The sequence below is a fragment of the Solibacillus sp. FSL K6-4121 genome, assembly GCF_038002585.1.
Lineage (GTDB): Bacteria > Bacillota > Bacilli > Bacillales_A > Planococcaceae > Solibacillus > Solibacillus faecavium.
Map to the genome: position 1 here is coordinate 111,851 of NZ_JBBOCS010000002.1, position 17,906 is coordinate 129,756.

Below are 17,906 nucleotides of genomic sequence, written 5' to 3' on the forward strand. Positions count from 1 at the left end.
AGGGGTAACATGATTGATATTCAAAACATAACGGTGCAATTTGGAACACGTACAGTGTTAAATGACATTGAGATAAAGTTTAATCAAGGAGAAATGATCGGCCTTGTTGCACCAAACGGAACAGGGAAGTCGACGCTAATGAATGTCATTATGAACTATTTGCAGCCAACAAAAGGAAAAGTACTCTTTAACGGTAATTTAACTTATTCAAGTAAATCAAACGAAGTAAAAATTCATCAGTTTGTGTCCATGATGCCGGATCAAAGCGACTTGTACAATCATTTAAGCGGACGAACACATTTGAAAATGTACGCTGCGATGTGGAAGTCGGATCCAAATCTAATTGATCAAACAATAGAAGCATTGAATATGGGGCATTATGTGAATAAAAAAACAGGGACTTACTCACTCGGAATGCGTCAGAGGTTATGTTTTGCTATGCAAATTGTTGCGAATACAGACATTATGATGATGGATGAAGTAATGAACGGCCTGGATCCAAACAACGTGGAAATTATTTCGAAGATTTTATTGAAGAAAAAAGCCGAGGGAAAAATGATTATTATTGCTTCACATTTATTAGATAACCTAGAAAAGTATGCGGACCGGATTTTCTTATTTAATGAAGGTAAGCTCGTCAATACGAATGAAATTATTGAAGGGTTTAGTCAGGCAAAAATTAAAACGATCCGTGTGAAAAATATGGATGATTCTGTTAAAGCACTGCTGAAAACAAAGTATCCATTGATAAAGCATCAAACATTGGTTACGGAAATGACTTTGCTACATCTTCCAAGTTCGGAACAGCAACTATTAAGTGATTTAACTGCTTTTTTAGTTGAGAATAATGTAATGGACTTTGCATTTGGTAAAGTGACATTAAATGATTTATACGCACTTTATTATCACGAAGTTGTATAAAGGAAAAGCCTTCGTCATTACAATGCGACGAAGGCTTTTTTTCGAAATAAAATAGGTATATAACGAAAATCCAATACTCCGCTATTTAATTCGAACATACTTCTGTAGTATATTGGTCATTTTATTAATGAAGGGGATGGTGTAAATGTAATGGTGGAAGGACTAGCCAGCCTTTTTCTTTATTTAGGCGTAATAGCTTAGCTCCAAGTTGTGCTTTAGCTGTATGGAATTGAGCAAACAGTAAGCCAATATCTTCTCTCATCGCCATACCCATTACTTGACTGCAGCTTACTAAACCGGCAGCGGCATCCATTGATAAGGCTGCACTAATTTCCGGATCATTAAATCTTGCGCCAGGTGGAATATTTTCGATTCTTGCTTCAGGACGTTCTGGTGGAGCTGGTGGAAGGGCAACACCATTTGTTTTAAGGATTTTTTCCAGTTGCTTCACTTCATCTCTAGCGCATTGAATAAAATCCTCAATAATTTTTTTCAGATCTTGGTCACCTGCGTGATTATAGAAAGTTTGATATCCCGCAATCATTCCGTAACCTGTAGCTAAACTAGTCCAAATGCTGAAAACCTCTCCATAATGTAAAGGTTCATCTTTTGGATTGCCGGTAAATATACCCACAATAACACTTCCTTTCAAAATTAGGTGAATTTCATAACACCGGTAGTATGAGACAATAAAAGAAATTCAATTCATATGTAATTAAAGAAATGAAGTGCCAAAGAAGATATATCAAAAATCATTAGAAAGAAAAAGCCAGCTCACATAGGCGGGAGCTGGCGTACATAAATAATTATTTTTAAACTAATTTATTTTACAATATGTAAAAACCAACTTTATTTAAGCTGGCACTCCGTGAACTCTTTTGTATATTTCCTTCTCGATCATATCTTTTGGCTGCTTTAAAGCAAGTTCTAATACATCCAAAATAAATATTGAAATTTGCTGTAAAATTTGAGAATCTTGGGAAGTTATTTTCTTTTCATTTTTTTGTAATTCAATATCTTTGCGTAGGAGCGTGTTCATTAGTTGGGCAGCTTCAAGATGATTACTTGTATTTAAAATGATTGCGTGATTTCTTTGACGATTCGTATTACGGTCATTCCATTCGGTAGGTTCATTCGAAAAACAATTCATAATTTCCATTGCTTCTCGATGACTTAAAAGTTTCTCAAGTTGTGAGTTATTGCTTTCGACAGGATGATATAAAGTGACGCCTGGTTTAATTTTTGATTTCATAACATAGTAAAGCATAGGTTTTCCTGTGAAATTTTGTTCCATAATGCCGTCGATCCGACAAATACCATGCGATTTATAATTAGTTAAGTCACCAATTTTATACATTCATACGCCTCCAAAGATAGTTATAATTTTAATTCTAAAGTAATTAAGCATTTAAGTCAACTTAGTTGACTTAAGCGCTCGGTGTTGTAACTTGAATAAATGTTTTTCCTTTAGTATGATGCTTCATGGTATTTAATAAATAGGTAGATAGAAAGAAGGATATTTGAATGATTGATTTTATTGAATTATTATATCGACAACATAAACAGTTACGCCAGCGGGCAGAAATAATGTGGAATGAAAACAATGAACTTCGTTTAACAAGCTCGGAATGGTTTGTTCTTAAAAATATAAATGAAGGATATGTAACAGTTCCTGAGTTAGTAAAACAGTTGGAAATTTCTAAACAGGGGGTTCATAAATTCATAATTTCTCTTCAAGATAAGGGATTGATTACTACCGAATTAAAAAAAGAATCGAAAGTTCAAAAAGTCTCTTATTTAACGGTAGAAGGGATAGATATTATTAATAGGAGCAAAAAGATGGAGTTAGAAATTGAAAAGATGGTAAGGGAAACAATAGGGGACAAGGAATATGAAATGCTGTTGGAGATGCTTAAAAAGCCACTCGTAAAAAATTAGCATATATTACGGCGTTTAATATAGAAGTTGTGTACCTCCCTGAAAAGGTGAGATATGCGACTTTTTTGATTTTATTTAATAAAGAAAGCTCAACTTAATTATATTTGAGCTTATTGGCCAGAATTACGGTATGCCGTAATAAAGCATTAAAATAAATTATTAAAGGGAAGTGAATTTAAACTTTGTAATAGACAGATGAGTTTTTTTATTGTATACTCAGTGTAATGAGATTGGTTACAAGACAATAATAAATTCACCTATTACAAAGAGTATTAGTGTTTTATTTTGTGCTTTTTGTAATATGTGAATTTTTTTCTTTTGGGAAAATTGCGATCTTATTAAATTTAATTAAATGGAGGTCATTTATTATGACACAAGGTACAGTAAAATGGTTTAACGCAGAAAAAGGTTTCGGCTTTATCGAAGTTGAAGGCGGTTCTGACGTATTCGCACATTTCTCAGCTATTCAAGGTGAAGGTTTCAAATCACTTGAAGAAGGTCAAAAAGTTGAATTTTCAGTTGAAGACGGTCAACGTGGCCCACAAGCTACAAACATCGTAAAACTTTAATTTTAATGATGTAACCATAGAAGAGGTTTCCTTTCAGTAGGAGACCTCTTTTTTTCGTCTCTAAAAAATTTTCATCATGTAGGTGTCTTCCTATTTTATACAAAAAGAAGTGAGCAGAAATAGCCAATCGGTATTGTTACCCACAGTAAAAGATTATTAAAAAGTAGATGGAAGTAAGAGGTATTTTCCGATTTCCCATTGGATGTCATTTTTAATCTCAATAGTACCCCAATAAACCAGATCGGTAAGATAAGAAAAAATTCCGGTGTAAAAGAATTACCATCACCCAATGCCCCGTCTGCAAAAAACCAAGCAATAATTAATGCCACAATACCGCTTAAAATAATATTAACAATCACTAAAATTGATTTAATTAATATCACCTCTTTTTTTTATTTATAGTGTATGAATGATTTACGGTAAGGAAAACTACCCGCATATAAAAGATATCAAGAAAAAACGCCCATTTCAATGTGAAAAATGGGCGTTTGAGACTGTGGACAAACTCTTAAAACCGTTGATTTCCATTCCGGGACCGATGCTTTCCCCGGGCACGGCTCCAGCTAACTAAATTGTACCTACAACGGCAGGCACAATTCAGTGGATCTTCCGCGCGTGCTGTTCCCGGTGGAGTCACGGTCCCTCCATTCCAATCAACTTATTCATCGCTTTAAATAAAGTGAGATACGATATCTACGATGACTAGAAATCAATTCAAATTAATGAGCGTGAACAACTTGTTCCTGCTAAGCACCTAATTAAAATTTATAATAAAAAGACAAAAGGTTTCTCGAGACCTTTTGTCGACAATCTGAAACGCCCATTTCAATATTGAAAAATGGGCGTTTTTTATATTGCGGAGGGGAACCGCTATGTGAATGACTTTGTTGGTGTGTACTTATCCAAGCAAGTTGTGCTTAACAACCTCATATGCCTGGCAAATATTTAAGTAAGCCTCTTTGTGCTCAGCAATCATTTCGACTGCAATTTCATATAAATCAGAAGTGTCTGTAGTGACTAAATCGTTCAGTACGGCTGCTTCCATCTTTTCAACAAATGTTAAAATTTCTGTATTCATATATTTCATCTCCGAATCGGTGTTAGTTGTTACTCTAAATATACAGCAAATAGACGTCTGACCTCAAAGGAAATGATTAAAAAATGCGGGGATTTGTTAATAATTTGACGATAAAATGAACTTAACCTATATTAGCTCTTTGAAAGCGTTTTTCTAAAAATAATCAAAATATTACAAATGAAAAGTCTGCTTCAAAACACATCATTTGAAACAGACTTTTCATTATTTTATATTTTTACTACATCGGAGAACACTGCCTCAACCCCCAAGGCCTGCATCTGACGGGCTATTTTGTCATCATTGACTGTATAGGCTCTTACAATAACACCGTTTTTAATAGCTCGCTGTATAATTGACCGCATGCCATAGTAGTAGGGGATATGAATGGCTTCACTGTTAAAATTCTTCACATATTCTTCCAGATTTACTACGAGCGATGCAAATAGCAGCGCGGTTTTGACGTTAGGCATAATTTGTTGGAAACGTGCAATGCTTTCATGGTTGAACGAAGAGATGATTATACGTTTTTCTAAATCAAAAGCATGAATCTCGTTTGCGATAAGTGCCTCAATACCTGGATATTCAAAAATATCTGATTTTATCTCGATATTAATAATGTGATGTGTAGGCTTGAATACATCTAACACTTCAGTAAGGGTAGGAATTGTTTGGCCTGCAAATTCAGGAGCAAACGAAGCACCAAAATCAAAAGTACGAAGTTCCTGCAATGTCATATCTTTTACAAAACCTTTGCCATTGGACGTGCGATTGATTTTTTCATCGTGAATCACAACTAATTGATCGTCTTTCGTTAAATGGACATCAAACTCCACGCCCCACACGTCTATTTTTGCTGCTTCTTGAAAAGCGATGAGCGTATTTTCAGGATAATTTGCACTGTATCCGCGATGGGCAACAATATTCATTTATTTACCTACCTTCCTATTTTTCACAGGCAATGCCATCTTTATCTCGGTCGCTTTTGATGTTTAATTTATATAATTCAGCAGAGACGAACGGTTGGTGCTTTGTTTTACCGCCTTTATTCTTAACATTTGCCGCTTTTGCAACTCCGCCTTTATAAACAACATTTAGTTCTGAACAGTTTTTGTATTCGACTAACTTCACTTTACTTTTTGTAGCTGCTTCGGCTTCAATTGTGGAAAATGATAGGGGACCAATAACGAAAGCGCTTAGTAAAATTACTGAAATAAATTTTTTCAATGTAAATTCCTCCTGAAAAACCATTTTTCTACATTTTACCAAATAAATAAGCGAATTCACAAGGGAGGCTGTGAATTCGCTTATGACTAACCCATAATATGATAACCGCTATCGATATAAATCGTTTCGCCTGTCACGCCACGAGATAACTTGCTTAACATAACGATTGTCATATCAGCAACTTCCTCTTGGTTCGTGTTGCGTTTTAACGGAGCTGTTTCTTCGATTTTGTGTAAAATTTGATTGAAGCTTGGTACACCTTTTGCTGCTAATGTACGAATGGCACCAGCTGAAATGGCGTTTACACGAATATTATCTGCACCAACATCTGCTGCTAGGTAACGCATCGAAGCTTCAAGTGCCGCTTTAGCAACGCCCATTACATTATAGCCATCAAGAACTCGCTCAGCACCTAGATAAGTCATCGTCACAACAGATCCGCCATCCGTCATGTAAGGTTTGGCTGCTTTTGTTACAGCGATTAAAGAGTATGCACTCGTATCCTGTGCAAAAGCATATCCTTCACGCGTAGTTTCAACAAAACGATTGTGCAGATCTTCTGCGTGTGCGAATGCCACTGAATGGACGATTCCATGAATGACTTTATATTGTTCCCCAATTTGAGTAAAGGCCGTTTCGATGCTCTCATCACTATTAACATCACATTCAAAAACAGCTGTATTGTGGTCCTCATAACCTGTTAAAAGTTTTTCGATTTTTCCTTTAGAACGTTCTTTGCGATATGTAAAAATAACATTTGCGCCTACTTCAAAAAGTTTTTTCGCGATACCCCAGGCGATACTTCTTTCATTGGCTACACCCATTACAACTATATTCTTGCCTTTTAACTCCAATAAATCCATAACGACACCCCTAAAATAGTTAGTTATTATTAGTACCTGCTACTAATAATAACTATAACATCTCTAATAATGATGCGCAATATGAAAAAAAGAAAAATAAAAGTGATTCTTTAATAAAAATTAAAGAATCACTTCGTTTGCTTACGTATTATTCAAATTTTAAAGAATCGCCATCAAACGTTTCTTCAGCTACTTTAATAGAATCTGTTGGGCAGCCTTCAAATGCATCTTGCATGTCTTCTAGTAGATCCTCTGGAACTTCAGCTGTACCCATGTTATCATCTAAAATAACGAAAGCGATACCTTCATCATCATAGTCATAAATATCTGGTGCAGCAGCGCCACAAGCGCCACAAGCGATACATGTATCTTTATCTACGATTGTATATTTTGGCATTGTTACCTCTCCTTTATCCGTTCGTTTCCATAAAGCTCTTATTTATTCTAAATGTGTTTTCAGCACTTTTCAACCTAATACTACGAAAATGAGGGATTTGATATGCTAATCCAACAAATTCTTTTGAAAATATTATATACATTCCAGCAAGAAAGAACAATTTCGGCTGCTTACCATCTGTTAAAAGGCAAGAGATCAGGGCAGACGATTCATGATGTAGGGCTATATAATCTCTATCCTTTTTTTGGTCTGCTACCAAAGCTGACGCGTCAAAAATTTGATGAGCAGATTGATTTATTGTTTGCTAAAAATGATATTTTAATTGAGGAGAATGGGTATTATAGCATCACGGAACATGGAAAACAACTTGCTGCGCAATCGTTGCCGATCTCTTACGATAGTTGGCATTATCGCGGGAATGAGCATCTGTTTTTTAGTCGGGTATCACTTATTGTACAAAGTCTGTCACATCAGCTACATCAAAAAAACACGTTTATCCCTATTGAAAGGAATGAACAAACACAGCAATGGGTCCGTCAATTTTTACTGCGCCATCATTACCAAAAACGAATGCTACAGCAGTCATTACATAGTGAAATATCAGCAAGCCTATCCCAGCTGGCAATAGAAGAAAATATTAAAGATTTAATGATTTACCGATTATCAGGCTACAACGAACCTGGTTTTACGTGGCAACAGCTGGCATTTGGTTATGAAATGCAGGAAATGGATGTCCAACTTCTTTATATAAGTGGACTACATGCATGGCTAAATGAGCTGTATCAAAAAACAACCCTTTATCCATTATTGCATGAGATCATGCAAAATATTCGTGTCGAAGTACTGTTGACTTCTTCAGCCAATGCAACTGCAAAGCTTTACAAAGTTGGAAAAACGATTGAGGAAATTAGCCATATCCGTCGTTTGAAAATCAATACGATTGAAGATCACATTGTTGAAATGGCGATGAACGTAATGGATTTTTCAATTGAGCCATTTGTAACGATTGAAGATCAGCAGCAAATTTTAGCGGCAGTCGAAGATTACGGAACGAAACGTTTAAAAACATTGAAGGAAATATTACCGCATCTAAGTTATTTTCAATTAAGGCTAACATTGGCGAAAGGAGCTATTACAACATGAATTTACAAGGCGCTTTAAAACAATATTTTGGATATGATGCATTTCGACCAGGGCAAGAAGAAATTATCGGAAATATTTTAAAGGGAAACGATGTTGTTGCCATTTTGCCGACTGGTATGGGGAAATCCCTTTGTTATCAACTACCGGGGTATTTATTTCAAAAACCTGTTTTAATTGTATCGCCACTTTTATCGCTTATGCAGGACCAAGTTGATCAGCTGAAACAAATGGGTGAAAAACGGGTCGTAGCCCTCAATTCTTTCTTAACAATGGAACAAAAAAAATACGCCCTTCATTTTTTGCAGGAGTATCGCTTTATTTTTATCTCCCCTGAAATGCTGCTGCAACCTCAAGTAAAGGCGCGTATCCAGGAGATAGAGCTCTCACTGATCGTAGCGGATGAAGCTCATTGTATTTCACAATGGGGTTTTGATTTCCGTCCTGATTATTTACGTATTGGAGAAGTGCTCCCACAATCAAACCGCCCGCCAATACTTGCATTGTCGGCAACAGCTACTGACACGGTGCTCCGAGACATAAAATCGTATTTAAATATGAATGAACCTTTTCAATATATGCACACGGTAAACAGGGAAAATATTCATTTAGTAAAAAAAGCGTTTACACATCGAGAAGAAAAAATTGAATGGATTATTGAACATGTGAAAAGTACAGCGGGACCTGGAATCATTTATACACAATCTAGGGCTAAAGCAGAATCGATTAGTTTGCAACTCATTCAGCAAAATGTTGCCGCTGCTGCCTATCATGCCGGAAAGGAAGCACAGGATCGCCAATTTATCCAACAGCAATTTTTGGCAGGGAAACTTGAGTGGATTGTCGCAACAAATGCATTTGGGATGGGGATCCATAAAGAAAATGTACGACAGGTAATTCATGAAACAATGCCGGCTACTTTGTCCAATTATATGCAGGAAATTGGTCGGGCAGGGCGAGATGGAAATTCCGCTGTCGCTTTTTTGCTATATTGTGATGGGGATGAACAATTTTCTAAATTTATCGCTACTGAAGATTTGCCAAAAGAAGTGCATATTGAGCGATTTATGCAAACCGTCGCTGCAGGCCAACGGCCAGAATCGTTACTTACAAATGGGGAATTGTCGGAAGTCGTATTTCGTGTTTTAAGTTATTGGCTGGCGCGGGAGTCTCCTGAAAAAGTAAATAGTAGAATGCAGGAAATGCAGCTGAAAAAGTTTGATGAAGTGGAGCTTGTTCTAAAGCTCATTACACATGAAGAATGTATGCGAAGACAAGTAGTTCGTTACTTTGGACAGCACTTAATAGAGCAGCAGGAAAATTGCTGTACAAACTGCGGAATAGAATTATCTAACCTTGTTCAAAAGAGAGATCTATCGAAAGAAACTGTGAAAATGACAAATTGGCAACAACGCTTGGACAAATTACTACTACGAAACTTGTAATCTACTCGCGAACCGTTTACTTTTTTGGAGAAATTCGTCATAATAAAGTTATATTTTTAGTAGTTGGAGGGGTGCAGAACATGGCAAAAGAGGATTACCGGGAGAAGGTAGAAGAGCATCGCCAAGAGATTGACCTACATAACGAGTCAGGTTCAAAAGTGTCTCGTGTTAGCAGACATCGAAAAAAGAGTGCAAAAAAACAATCAAACCCAATGATGACGATCTTAACGGTTGTCTTAATATTTATTCCCCTAACAATTTTAGGGTACGTCTGGCTTATATATGAACCAAGCACATCCGCAAAAGAAAGTGCAAGCGGTGGGGAAGAGAATTTAGTGGAAATTCAAAAGCAAAATCCACAAACTCCGGCATCTATTGACAGCGATGAGGACAAAAAAGACACAGACAAAGATCAAGCAACTGAAAAAGCCAAAGTCGATGACGAAAAGGCAGAAAAAGAACGCTTAGCAGCTGAAGAAGCAAAAAAAGCTGAAGAAAAATTGGCTAAAGCAAGAGCCGAAAAAGATGCTGCAGAGGCAAAAAAAGCCGAAGAAGCACAAAAGGTTGCAGCTAAAAAAGCAAAAGAACTTGAGGAAAAGAAAAAAGCAGCAGCTAAAGCGGAGCAAAAAACTCATACCGTTTCTTCATCGGACAACTTATATCGAATTGCGTTAAAGTACTACGGTAACGGTAGTCCTGCATATATTGAAAAAATAAAAGCTGCCAATAATTTATCATCTGATAGTATTACAGCTGGGCAAGTTTTAGTAATCGTTCCATAAAAGCAGTAAAACATTTCGTATATCGATATGTAAAAAAGACGATCCGTTTTGGTGCTCGTCTTTTTGTTTGTTAAGAAAACGTTAAAAATGGATATTGTATAAGTAGTATTTGCTTTTATATTGGAGGATTGCGCATGGTTTTTATTGGGATTATCGGGAGTGTTTGTATCATACTGCTGCTTTTTATGTATATGCAGGCACATGAAAATAACCTTCGTATGCATGAAGTACATACAATAGGTAAACAACAGGAGAAGGTGCATTTGTTTTTTATTTCCGATACACATGCTCGTAAAATTGATAAAACGATGATTACATCAATAAATAAAAGAGTAAGTGCGGTCATAATTGGCGGAGACTTCGTAGATCGCCGTACAACAGAAGAGACTTTCCTTCATAATATACGGCTTGTTAAGCAACTCGGACCAACCTATTTTGTATGGGGGAATAATGATGTTGAATTTGGAGAACATAAGCTTCGCCAACTATTAAAGAAGCACGAAATTAGAATACTTGAAAATGAGTCGATTAAGCTGGTTAGCGAGAATGGCTTAACAATCAGTGCGGTTTCGTATCGGCCAGGTGAAGGAAATATTCAACGTGCAATCGATAATTGCTTGGAGTCTCAAACAGTATTCATTGCGCACAACCCTGAGTTATTTAAGAAAGTTCATCAAAAATTTCAACCTATACTTAGCATTGCCGGACATTTGCACGGGGGACAGATTCGGCTGGGGAAATTGGGTGTCCAACCGCATGGGTATTTCAAAAAAGTTCAAAACCGCTATGAACTAGTAAGCAACGGCTATGGCACAACCCTCTTACCATTACGATTCGGCGCAAAGCCTGAGTGTCATTTAATAGAAATAAATTTCAAAGAGAAGTCTTTGTAAAATAGAAAAGAGCAGTATAATAAGGTTATTGTATTTGATTAAGGAGCTGTTACTATGCAAAAGGTAGACGCAATCATTGTCGGTGGAGGTCCATGTGGATTATCAGCAGCGATTGAACTACAAAATATCGGATTGTCACCACTTGTTATTGAAAAGGGGAATATCGTCAATGCGATATACAATTATCCAACACATCAAACATTTTTCAGTACGAGTGAGAAGTTAGCCATTGGTGATGTACCATTTATTATTGAAGAACGAAAGCCAAAGCGTAATCAGGCACTTGTCTATTATCGTGAAGTGGTGAAAGCGAAAAAAATTCATGTCAATCGTTTTGAAATGGTGAAAAGTGTAGAAAAAACGAACGGTTTATTTACCGTACAAACTGATAAAGATATTTATGAAACACCTTATGTAGTTATTGCTACAGGCTATTATGATCATCCAAACTATTTAAATATTCCAGGTGAGGACTTGCCGAAAGTTCATCATTATTTTAAAGAAGGTCATCCTTTTTTTGATTTAGACGTTCTCGTTATTGGAGGCAAAAATTCGGCGATCGATGCTGCGCTGGAGCTTAACAAAGCTGGGGCACATGTAACGGTCATTTATAGAGGCAATGATTATTCACCAAGCATTAAGCCGTGGGTACTGCCGGAGTTTTTGGGACTTGTCCGCGAAGGTGAAATTACGATGCATTTTAATACAGAAGTAAAGGAAATCCGTGAGACAGAAGTAATTTTAGAGGTAGAAGGAGTTACCGAAACTGTAGGCAACGATATTGTCTTTGCAATGACTGGCTATCATCCGGACCACCGATTTATAAGTGCAATGGGTGTTCATATTGATAATGAAACAGGAAGACCGGCTTTTAATCCCGAAACGATGGAAACGAATATCGAAAATTTATTCATTGCCGGAGTTATAGCAGCAGGCAATAATGCCAATGAGATTTTTATTGAAAATGGTCGCTTCCATGGAGGGTTAATCGCAAAAACTATCGCAAATGAAAAACTACATAAGGGGTGAATTTTTTGAAGAAAAAAGTAGTGCTAATCACCACAGGCGGTACAATTGCTAGTACGCGAAACGATAAAAATAAGCTGGAATCCGGTAAGCTTGATGGACAGGCAATTTTATCAATGTGCCAGCTTGAAAATGATATCGATATTGAATTAATTGATTTATATCAAATCCCGTCGATGCATATGACATTTGAAAATTTAAATCACTTGAACAAAACCATCACAAAAGTCTTTCAAGATCCTTCTGTAAGTGGAATTGTGGTGACACACGGGACAGACAGTCTAGAGGAAACTGCCTATTTTTTAGAGTTGACATTATATGATGAACGCCCGGTTATTGTGACAGGTTCACAAAAATCTCCTGAAGACATCGGAACGGACGTCTATTCTAATCTACGTAATTCCTTATTGGTGGCATCAAGTGATGAGGCAAAAAATATAGGCATTTGCGTAGTATTTAATGAAAAGATTCTGCATTCAAAGTATGTAAAGAAAACACACTCATCAAGTATTAACGGGTTTGGTGCTATTGGTTACGGGATGCTAGGTTTTATTGATAATGATGAAGTTGTAATCTATCAAAAGCCAACGCATAAAGAAGTGTATGCAATAAAAGAAAGCTATCCTACGGTAGAAATTGTTTTTGCTTATTTAGGAGCTGGCTCAATTATTTTAGATGCTCTTTATGAAGCTGATATTGAAGGAGTAATTCTTGTCGGTGCAGGACGAGGTCAGGTGGCGCCTCAAATGATGGGTGCAATCGAAAAACTTTGTCAAAAAGGGACAAAGATCGTTTTGACAACATCGACAGAGGAAGGGCGCGTATTCCCTACATATGATTATTATAGTAGCGCTAATAATCTAAAAGATACTGGTGTTATTATGGGGGGCGACTTTGACCCGAAAAAAGCCCGTTTAAAACTTCTGTTGATGCTTGCAAATGGCGATACGAATTATGCTTCTTTTATGCAATGATATCTAAAACTCGGTTAGAAATTACCGAGTTTTAGTTATTTTTATACAAATATTGGATACTGGTAACTGTGATTAAATAAATAGTGATATACTATTTAGAACTTGAGAATCGAAAGGAGCCGGCCACATGTTTATAATTTTATCTGCAGCAATTGCGCCGGGTCTAGCCCTTTTAAGCTATTTTTATCTGAGAAATCAAATGGATACAGAGCCAAGGCGTACATTATTTCAAGCGTTCATTTATGGCGCAATAATTACGTTCCCGGTTTTATTTTTGCAATTCGTTTTAAAGGAAGAGGAAACATTTTCGAACCCTTTTTTTATTAATGTCATTTTTACGAGTTCGATTGAAGAATTGGTAAAATGGCTCATCATTCTGGCTGTTATTTTACGGCACGTCGAATTTGATGATCCGTACGATGGTATTTTATATGGTGCAGCTGTGTCACTAGGGTTTGCTACTGTGGAAAATGTGATTTTTCTGTTATCGTTTGGACTTGACCAGGCGTTCATGCGGGCACTTTTACCAGTTTCAAGTCATGCTTTATTTGGCGTGGTTATGGGATATTATTACGGGAAAGGAAAGTTTTCGAGCGAAACAATTATGAAAAAATATATTGCGCTCGCTTTATTTGCCCCAATTGGACTTCACATTATATATAACTCCATTCTATTGTTAGAAGAGTATTTCATGTATGCAATGTTGCCGTTTATGTTATTCCTTTGGACGTTTGCACTTCGTAAGGTTAAACAGGCGCATGAGCATTTAATAGATCATTTATCCCAGAGTGGGGATACATAATAGGTTTGATACAGAATTTTTTTGTATCAGACCTTTTTTGTTGCGTCTAAAAGTGCAATTTGTTTAAAAGTAAATTGTTCACTATTTTATGGACGAAATGTATTTTTCGGATGTATAAACTTTTTAATTAACTCCATCCTACTAAAAAAGGAGTGGAAATGACATTGAAAAAGATTGTATTATTCATACTCATTTTGTCAGGTAGCTTTGCAAGCCATACAATTGCATTTTCAGATCAAGAAGTGCAGCGTGGTGCTTTTGGGGATGATGTGGTAGAACTACAGGCACGATTACAATATTTAAGCTTTTATCATGGCAAAATTGACGGGAAATTTGGATATGGAACGTATTGGGCTCTGCGTAATTTCCAGGAACAATACGGACTTCCGGTAGATGGAATAGCGGGTCAAAAAACGAAAGAAAAGCTTGTAAATAACTCCGATTTTGATAGAGCCTTTGTGCATGAGCAAATTAATGCAGGTAATCAATTTACGTACTATGGAGGTATGCCTCTGAAAGACCAAGTGAAAAAGAATAACGCAACTGCAAGCACAGGCTCAGGATCGGGAGCGAACAAAGGATCTGGAACAGGTGCTAATTTGACGGACTCTATGCAATTACCACCAGGTTATTCGGAACAAGATTTACAAATACTAGCAAATGCTGTTTACGGAGAAGCACGTGGGGAGCCTTATGAAGGACAAGTTGCTGTAGCAGCGGTAATTTTAAATCGTTTAGAATCTCCTGAATTTCCGGATACTATTTCGGAAATTATATTCCAGCCTTTAGCTTTTACAGCGGTAGCAGATGGACAAATTTGGCTTACTCCGAACGAGCGTGCTAAACAGGCTGTTCTCGATGCAATTAACGGCTGGGATCCGTCAGAAAACGCTCTTTACTATTTCAATCCTGTAACAGCGACAAGTAAATGGATATGGTCAAGACCTCAAATCAAACAAATCGGCGAACATATATTTTGCTTATAAAAGGGTGTGAATCATGAGAAACTTTGCATATTTATTAGGGTTATTTGTTGTCATATTAGGATTTGTATCGTTTGACTTATTTACTCAAAACAAACAGCTTGAACGATCGGTTTTTGCCGCCCAAACAAGAGATTTATCAGCGGCAACTGAAAAATTGTCAACATTACATTCAACAGTCGAGCAATCTTTAATATTTCAAGATGAAAAAGCGTTAAATAATGAATTAGATTCAATTTGGCGCATGAGCAGTGATTTAAGGAAGTCTGTAGCAAATTTGCCGATACAGCCAGAAGTTCAAAATGAATGGATGCGCTATTTAGGGAAAATCGGTGATAATGCAAAGCAAGCGGCAGTAACAGGTGATTATGAAAATTGGCAAAAAAAGATGAATACTGTTGCAGCAAATTTACATGCGTTTGCAGAAGAATGGAACACTGCAACGGTAGCATTTTATGAAAATGATGGCGACATGAAAAAATGGTCGAATAACCATACAACCGATCTAAGTGAATCGCCATTTATGAATGTTTCGAAACAATTAAAAACATATAATGAAACTGATTTTCCTTTAACTGCCAGTGAGTCTGATTATGAAAAAAAGCGAGACTTACAACATATAAAGGATGAGAAAATCACAAAAAGTGAGGCAATTAAGAAATTCAAAAATTTCTTCCCAAATATTGATGATGCCCTTGTTACTGTCACAAAAAGCAGCGATGATGCCCCATATCCTTTTTATCATATCCAGTTTATCCATGGATCGAAAATTGGTTATGCTGATATAACAGAAAATGGCGGTCATCTTCTTTCATTTTTATTGGAAAGACCGGTGAAAAAACATCCATTATCACATGAAGAAATTTTGAGTACTGCTGAAAAATTTATGAAAAAGGTCGGCTATTCTGACGTAAAAATTGCCGAATCAAGAGAAAATCACGAGGCATGGCATTTCGTATTTTCAAGAGTACACGGTGAAGATGAAGCGCTTGTATATCCGGATAGTATCCAGGTAAAAGTAGCAAAAGACAATGCTGAAATTTTAGGTGTCAATGCTATGGAATATATACAGGAAGAAAAAATACCGACTCAAGGTGAAGTACCAATAGATTGGGAAAAATTCTTTTCCGACCAAGTTTCTGTAGAAGAAACGAAAAAAATCTATACAGCTAACAAAAGTCTAGAGCTACGTAAATGTTATGAAGTAATTGCAAGATTAAATAATAAATCCAATGATACTTTCCGTATTGTAATTGATGCAGAAACACATGAAGTAATTAAGAACGAAAAGTTAAATTAGTGAACCAATTGTAAAAATATAGCTAAATTCCCTTTCCCGTGAGATAATGGATTATCATAATATTTGTAACGGAGAGAGGCAAATGGAACTTAAGATTGGAACACAATTAACATTAGAGCCAACATATACGGAAAGAATAGAAAAATTCAAATGTCGTGTAGTGGAAAAACACAACAATATGATTTTTATCGATTATCCGATTAATTTAGCAACGAAGAAAACAGCTTTTTTAATAGATGGTGCACAATTTCGAGTGACATTCAGTACGGAAGCAAAGGAAACCTACTCCTTTAATACCGAAGTTTTAGGGCGTAAAGGAGGGGATGTTCAGATGATCATCCTCTCACATCCTGCTGCTGATGAATTCATAAAAATACAACGTCGAAAGTTTGTCCGTGTAGAAACACCTGTAGATATTGCAGTTGAACATGAAGGACAGAAATTCCAGTTTGTGGCTGAAGATATTAGTGCTGGCGGTATTTTAATACGCTTGAAAACCCCGGTGAATTTTATTGAAGGTGATATGGTGAATACTTTAATTGTATTGCCGTTTGCAAATGGAGAGATTCGATACATTGAGACAAACTCCGAAGTAGTCAGAGTTTTCGAGCGGGATGGAATTCAAGTAGCGTCATTACAATTTGCAGACACTGAGGATTTTGATAAACAGCAAATTGTGCGCTTCTGCTTTGAGCGTCAAGTGTTAATTCGAAAAAAAGAAATGAACGAAATATAAAAACATGAAGATCTGAAAAGTACCCCACTTTTTAGATCTTTTTTAGATAGATAATTAAAAGTGTCTACAAAAATATCCAAGTAAAATTTAGATTGAAATGAAGTTAATATTTTTCAGGTTATGATACAATAACTACGGAAAGTAGGGATTTAATTATGGTTAAAAAAATTCAAATTGCAATTGATGGTCCAGCCGGGGCAGGTAAAAGTACAATTGCAAAAATAGTGGCCGAAACGCTTCAATTTACGTATATAGATACAGGAGCAATGTATCGTGCTGTTACGTATAAAGCTTTGAATGAAAACATACAATTACATGACGCAAAGTCTATAGAAACGATGCTGCAAAATACAACAATTACATTAAAGCCATCAGAGCAGGGGCAAATTGTTTTTGTAGATGGACAAAATGTGTCTGAAGCAATCCGTTCAAATGAGGTAACTGCAAATGTTTCGGAAGTCGCGGCTCACGCAAATATTCGCGAAATACTAGTTTCAATGCAACAAAAGCTGGCAGCGGATGGTGGAGTTGTGATGGATGGACGAGATATCGCAACACATGTATTAAAAGATGCGGAACTTAAAATATTCATGTCGGCAACTGTAGAAGAACGGGCACGCCGTCGTTTCCTTGATAACGAACGAAGAGGAATTCCTTCTACAATTGCAACATTGCAACAGGAAATCGCACTCCGGGACAAGCTTGACAGTGAGCGTGAGGCTTCACCGCTTATTCAGGCAGAAGATGCACTATTTTTGGATACAACACATTTAACAATTCAAGAAGCTGCACAGGAAATTATAGAATTAGCACAACAAAAAATGAGCTAATTTAT

At 36.5% G+C, this 17,906-nt stretch carries 22 protein-coding genes; 14 read left to right on the forward strand and 8 right to left on the reverse strand.

Annotated features, from left to right (window positions below):
* The first annotated feature begins 9 nt into the window (after positions 1 to 9).
* Complete coding sequence (locus MHH95_RS09995; RefSeq protein ID WP_340727412.1) at positions 10 to 921, forward strand: ABC transporter ATP-binding protein; 912 nt, start codon at positions 10 to 12, stop codon at positions 919 to 921.
* A 124-nt stretch (positions 922 to 1,045) separates the two neighbouring features.
* Here the strand turns inward: MHH95_RS09995 and MHH95_RS10000 are convergent, their stop codons facing one another.
* Both MHH95_RS10000 and MHH95_RS10005 read right to left on the reverse strand, forming a co-directional pair.
* The gene (locus tag MHH95_RS10000) at positions 1,046 to 1,555 is read right to left on the reverse strand and encodes a DUF3231 family protein (protein WP_340727413.1); all 510 of its coding nucleotides are present in this window, start codon (positions 1,553 to 1,555) and stop codon (positions 1,046 to 1,048) included.
* Between the two features lie 219 nt (positions 1,556 to 1,774).
* Positions 1,775 to 2,278, reverse strand: a complete 504-nt coding sequence (locus MHH95_RS10005) for a CarD family transcriptional regulator (protein WP_340727414.1) — start codon at positions 2,276 to 2,278, stop codon at positions 1,775 to 1,777.
* A 167-nt stretch (positions 2,279 to 2,445) separates the two neighbouring features.
* Between MHH95_RS10005 and MHH95_RS10010 the strand changes: the two genes are divergently transcribed.
* Together MHH95_RS10010 and MHH95_RS10015 are read left to right on the forward strand one after the other, a co-directional pair.
* Positions 2,446 to 2,859, forward strand: coding sequence for a MarR family winged helix-turn-helix transcriptional regulator (locus tag MHH95_RS10010; RefSeq protein ID WP_340727415.1), 414 nt, complete (start codon positions 2,446 to 2,448; stop codon positions 2,857 to 2,859).
* 368 nt (positions 2,860 to 3,227) lie between these two features.
* On the forward strand, positions 3,228 to 3,428 hold the full coding sequence (locus tag MHH95_RS10015; protein ID WP_191698200.1) for a cold-shock protein: 201 nt from the start codon (positions 3,228 to 3,230) through the stop codon (positions 3,426 to 3,428).
* Positions 3,429 to 3,523: 95 nt separating this feature from the next.
* On the opposite strand, the gene MHH95_RS10020 is transcribed toward MHH95_RS10015, so the two are convergent.
* From MHH95_RS10020 to MHH95_RS10045, 6 genes are all read right to left on the reverse strand, one after another.
* Positions 3,524 to 3,787, reverse strand: a complete 264-nt coding sequence (locus MHH95_RS10020) for a hypothetical protein (protein WP_340727416.1) — start codon at positions 3,785 to 3,787, stop codon at positions 3,524 to 3,526.
* Between the two features lie 539 nt (positions 3,788 to 4,326).
* Entirely contained in the window at positions 4,327 to 4,506 is a 180-nt protein-coding gene (locus MHH95_RS10025; RefSeq protein WP_191698198.1) for a hypothetical protein, read from the reverse strand.
* A gap of 227 nt (positions 4,507 to 4,733) precedes the next feature.
* Complete coding sequence (locus MHH95_RS10030; protein ID WP_340727417.1) at positions 4,734 to 5,432, reverse strand: glycerophosphodiester phosphodiesterase; 699 nt, start codon at positions 5,430 to 5,432, stop codon at positions 4,734 to 4,736.
* A gap of 16 nt (positions 5,433 to 5,448) precedes the next feature.
* On the reverse strand, positions 5,449 to 5,730 hold the full coding sequence (locus tag MHH95_RS10035) for an excalibur calcium-binding domain-containing protein (protein ID WP_340727418.1): 282 nt from the start codon (positions 5,728 to 5,730) through the stop codon (positions 5,449 to 5,451).
* 86 nt (positions 5,731 to 5,816) lie between these two features.
* On the reverse strand, positions 5,817 to 6,593 hold the full coding sequence (locus MHH95_RS10040; RefSeq protein ID WP_340727419.1) for an enoyl-ACP reductase FabI: 777 nt from the start codon (positions 6,591 to 6,593) through the stop codon (positions 5,817 to 5,819).
* A 148-nt stretch (positions 6,594 to 6,741) separates the two neighbouring features.
* Positions 6,742 to 6,990: a ferredoxin gene (locus MHH95_RS10045; protein WP_191698195.1), complete on the reverse strand. Its 249-nt coding sequence runs from the start codon at positions 6,988 to 6,990 to the stop codon at positions 6,742 to 6,744.
* 102 nt (positions 6,991 to 7,092) lie between these two features.
* Between MHH95_RS10045 and MHH95_RS10050 the strand changes: the two genes are divergently transcribed.
* From MHH95_RS10050 to cmk, 11 genes are all read left to right on the forward strand, one after another.
* The gene (locus MHH95_RS10050; protein ID WP_340727420.1) at positions 7,093 to 8,133 is read left to right on the forward strand and encodes a helix-turn-helix domain-containing protein; all 1,041 of its coding nucleotides are present in this window, start codon (positions 7,093 to 7,095) and stop codon (positions 8,131 to 8,133) included.
* A complete protein-coding gene (locus MHH95_RS10055; protein WP_340727421.1) occupies positions 8,130 to 9,575 on the forward strand; it encodes a RecQ family ATP-dependent DNA helicase in 1,446 nt (481 codons plus the stop codon). Before MHH95_RS10050 ends, MHH95_RS10055 begins: the two co-directional genes overlap by 4 nt.
* An 80-nt stretch (positions 9,576 to 9,655) precedes the next feature.
* Positions 9,656 to 10,357, forward strand: coding sequence for a LysM peptidoglycan-binding domain-containing protein (locus MHH95_RS10060; RefSeq protein ID WP_340727422.1), 702 nt, complete (start codon positions 9,656 to 9,658; stop codon positions 10,355 to 10,357).
* A 134-nt stretch (positions 10,358 to 10,491) separates the two neighbouring features.
* A complete protein-coding gene (locus MHH95_RS10065; RefSeq protein ID WP_340727423.1) occupies positions 10,492 to 11,250 on the forward strand; it encodes a metallophosphoesterase in 759 nt (252 codons plus the stop codon).
* A 54-nt stretch (positions 11,251 to 11,304) separates the two neighbouring features.
* Positions 11,305 to 12,279, forward strand: a complete 975-nt coding sequence (locus MHH95_RS10070) for a YpdA family putative bacillithiol disulfide reductase (protein WP_340727424.1) — start codon at positions 11,305 to 11,307, stop codon at positions 12,277 to 12,279.
* Positions 12,280 to 12,284: 5 nt separating this feature from the next.
* Entirely contained in the window at positions 12,285 to 13,250 is a 966-nt protein-coding gene (locus MHH95_RS10075) for an asparaginase (protein ID WP_340727425.1), read from the forward strand.
* A gap of 127 nt (positions 13,251 to 13,377) precedes the next feature.
* Entirely contained in the window at positions 13,378 to 14,052 is a 675-nt protein-coding gene (gene prsW, locus MHH95_RS10080; protein ID WP_340727426.1) for a glutamic-type intramembrane protease PrsW, read from the forward strand.
* 158 nt (positions 14,053 to 14,210) lie between these two features.
* Positions 14,211 to 15,038, forward strand: coding sequence for a spore cortex-lytic enzyme (gene sleB, locus MHH95_RS10085; protein WP_340727427.1), 828 nt, complete (start codon positions 14,211 to 14,213; stop codon positions 15,036 to 15,038).
* A gap of 13 nt (positions 15,039 to 15,051) precedes the next feature.
* Entirely contained in the window at positions 15,052 to 16,335 is a 1,284-nt protein-coding gene (locus MHH95_RS10090) for a PepSY1/2 domain-containing protein (protein ID WP_340727428.1), read from the forward strand.
* An 82-nt stretch (positions 16,336 to 16,417) separates the two neighbouring features.
* Positions 16,418 to 17,071: a flagellar brake protein gene (locus MHH95_RS10095; RefSeq protein ID WP_340727429.1), complete on the forward strand. Its 654-nt coding sequence runs from the start codon at positions 16,418 to 16,420 to the stop codon at positions 17,069 to 17,071.
* A gap of 155 nt (positions 17,072 to 17,226) precedes the next feature.
* A complete protein-coding gene (cmk, locus tag MHH95_RS10100; protein WP_340727430.1) occupies positions 17,227 to 17,901 on the forward strand; it encodes a (d)CMP kinase in 675 nt (224 codons plus the stop codon).
* The last annotated feature ends 5 nt before the right edge of the window (positions 17,902 to 17,906 follow it).

Excerpts from the sequence above, each read along its gene's own strand:
- MHH95_RS09995 (WP_340727412.1), top strand. The coding sequence starts at position 10 with ATGATTGATATTCAAAACATAACGGTGCAATTTGGAACACGTACAGTG.
- MHH95_RS10005 (WP_340727414.1), bottom strand. The coding sequence starts at position 2,278 with ATGTATAAAATTGGTGACTTAACTAATTATAAATCGCATGGTATTTGT.
- MHH95_RS10010 (WP_340727415.1), top strand. The coding sequence starts at position 2,446 with ATGATTGATTTTATTGAATTATTATATCGACAACATAAACAGTTACGC.
- MHH95_RS10015 (WP_191698200.1), top strand. The coding sequence starts at position 3,228 with ATGACACAAGGTACAGTAAAATGGTTTAACGCAGAAAAAGGTTTCGGC.
- MHH95_RS10025 (WP_191698198.1), bottom strand. The coding sequence starts at position 4,506 with ATGAATACAGAAATTTTAACATTTGTTGAAAAGATGGAAGCAGCCGTA.
- MHH95_RS10030 (WP_340727417.1), bottom strand. The coding sequence starts at position 5,432 with ATGAATATTGTTGCCCATCGCGGATACAGTGCAAATTATCCTGAAAAT.
- MHH95_RS10040 (WP_340727419.1), bottom strand. The coding sequence starts at position 6,593 with ATGGATTTATTGGAGTTAAAAGGCAAGAATATAGTTGTAATGGGTGTA.
- MHH95_RS10045 (WP_191698195.1), bottom strand. The coding sequence starts at position 6,990 with ATGCCAAAATATACAATCGTAGATAAAGATACATGTATCGCTTGTGGC.
- MHH95_RS10050 (WP_340727420.1), top strand. The coding sequence starts at position 7,093 with ATGCTAATCCAACAAATTCTTTTGAAAATATTATATACATTCCAGCAA.
- MHH95_RS10055 (WP_340727421.1), top strand. The coding sequence starts at position 8,130 with ATGAATTTACAAGGCGCTTTAAAACAATATTTTGGATATGATGCATTT.
- MHH95_RS10060 (WP_340727422.1), top strand. The coding sequence starts at position 9,656 with ATGGCAAAAGAGGATTACCGGGAGAAGGTAGAAGAGCATCGCCAAGAG.
- MHH95_RS10065 (WP_340727423.1), top strand. The coding sequence starts at position 10,492 with ATGGTTTTTATTGGGATTATCGGGAGTGTTTGTATCATACTGCTGCTT.
- MHH95_RS10070 (WP_340727424.1), top strand. The coding sequence starts at position 11,305 with ATGCAAAAGGTAGACGCAATCATTGTCGGTGGAGGTCCATGTGGATTA.
- prsW (WP_340727426.1), top strand. The coding sequence starts at position 13,378 with ATGTTTATAATTTTATCTGCAGCAATTGCGCCGGGTCTAGCCCTTTTA.
- sleB (WP_340727427.1), top strand. The coding sequence starts at position 14,211 with ATGACATTGAAAAAGATTGTATTATTCATACTCATTTTGTCAGGTAGC.
- MHH95_RS10090 (WP_340727428.1), top strand. The coding sequence starts at position 15,052 with ATGAGAAACTTTGCATATTTATTAGGGTTATTTGTTGTCATATTAGGA.
- MHH95_RS10095 (WP_340727429.1), top strand. The coding sequence starts at position 16,418 with ATGGAACTTAAGATTGGAACACAATTAACATTAGAGCCAACATATACG.
- cmk (WP_340727430.1), top strand. The coding sequence starts at position 17,227 with ATGGTTAAAAAAATTCAAATTGCAATTGATGGTCCAGCCGGGGCAGGT.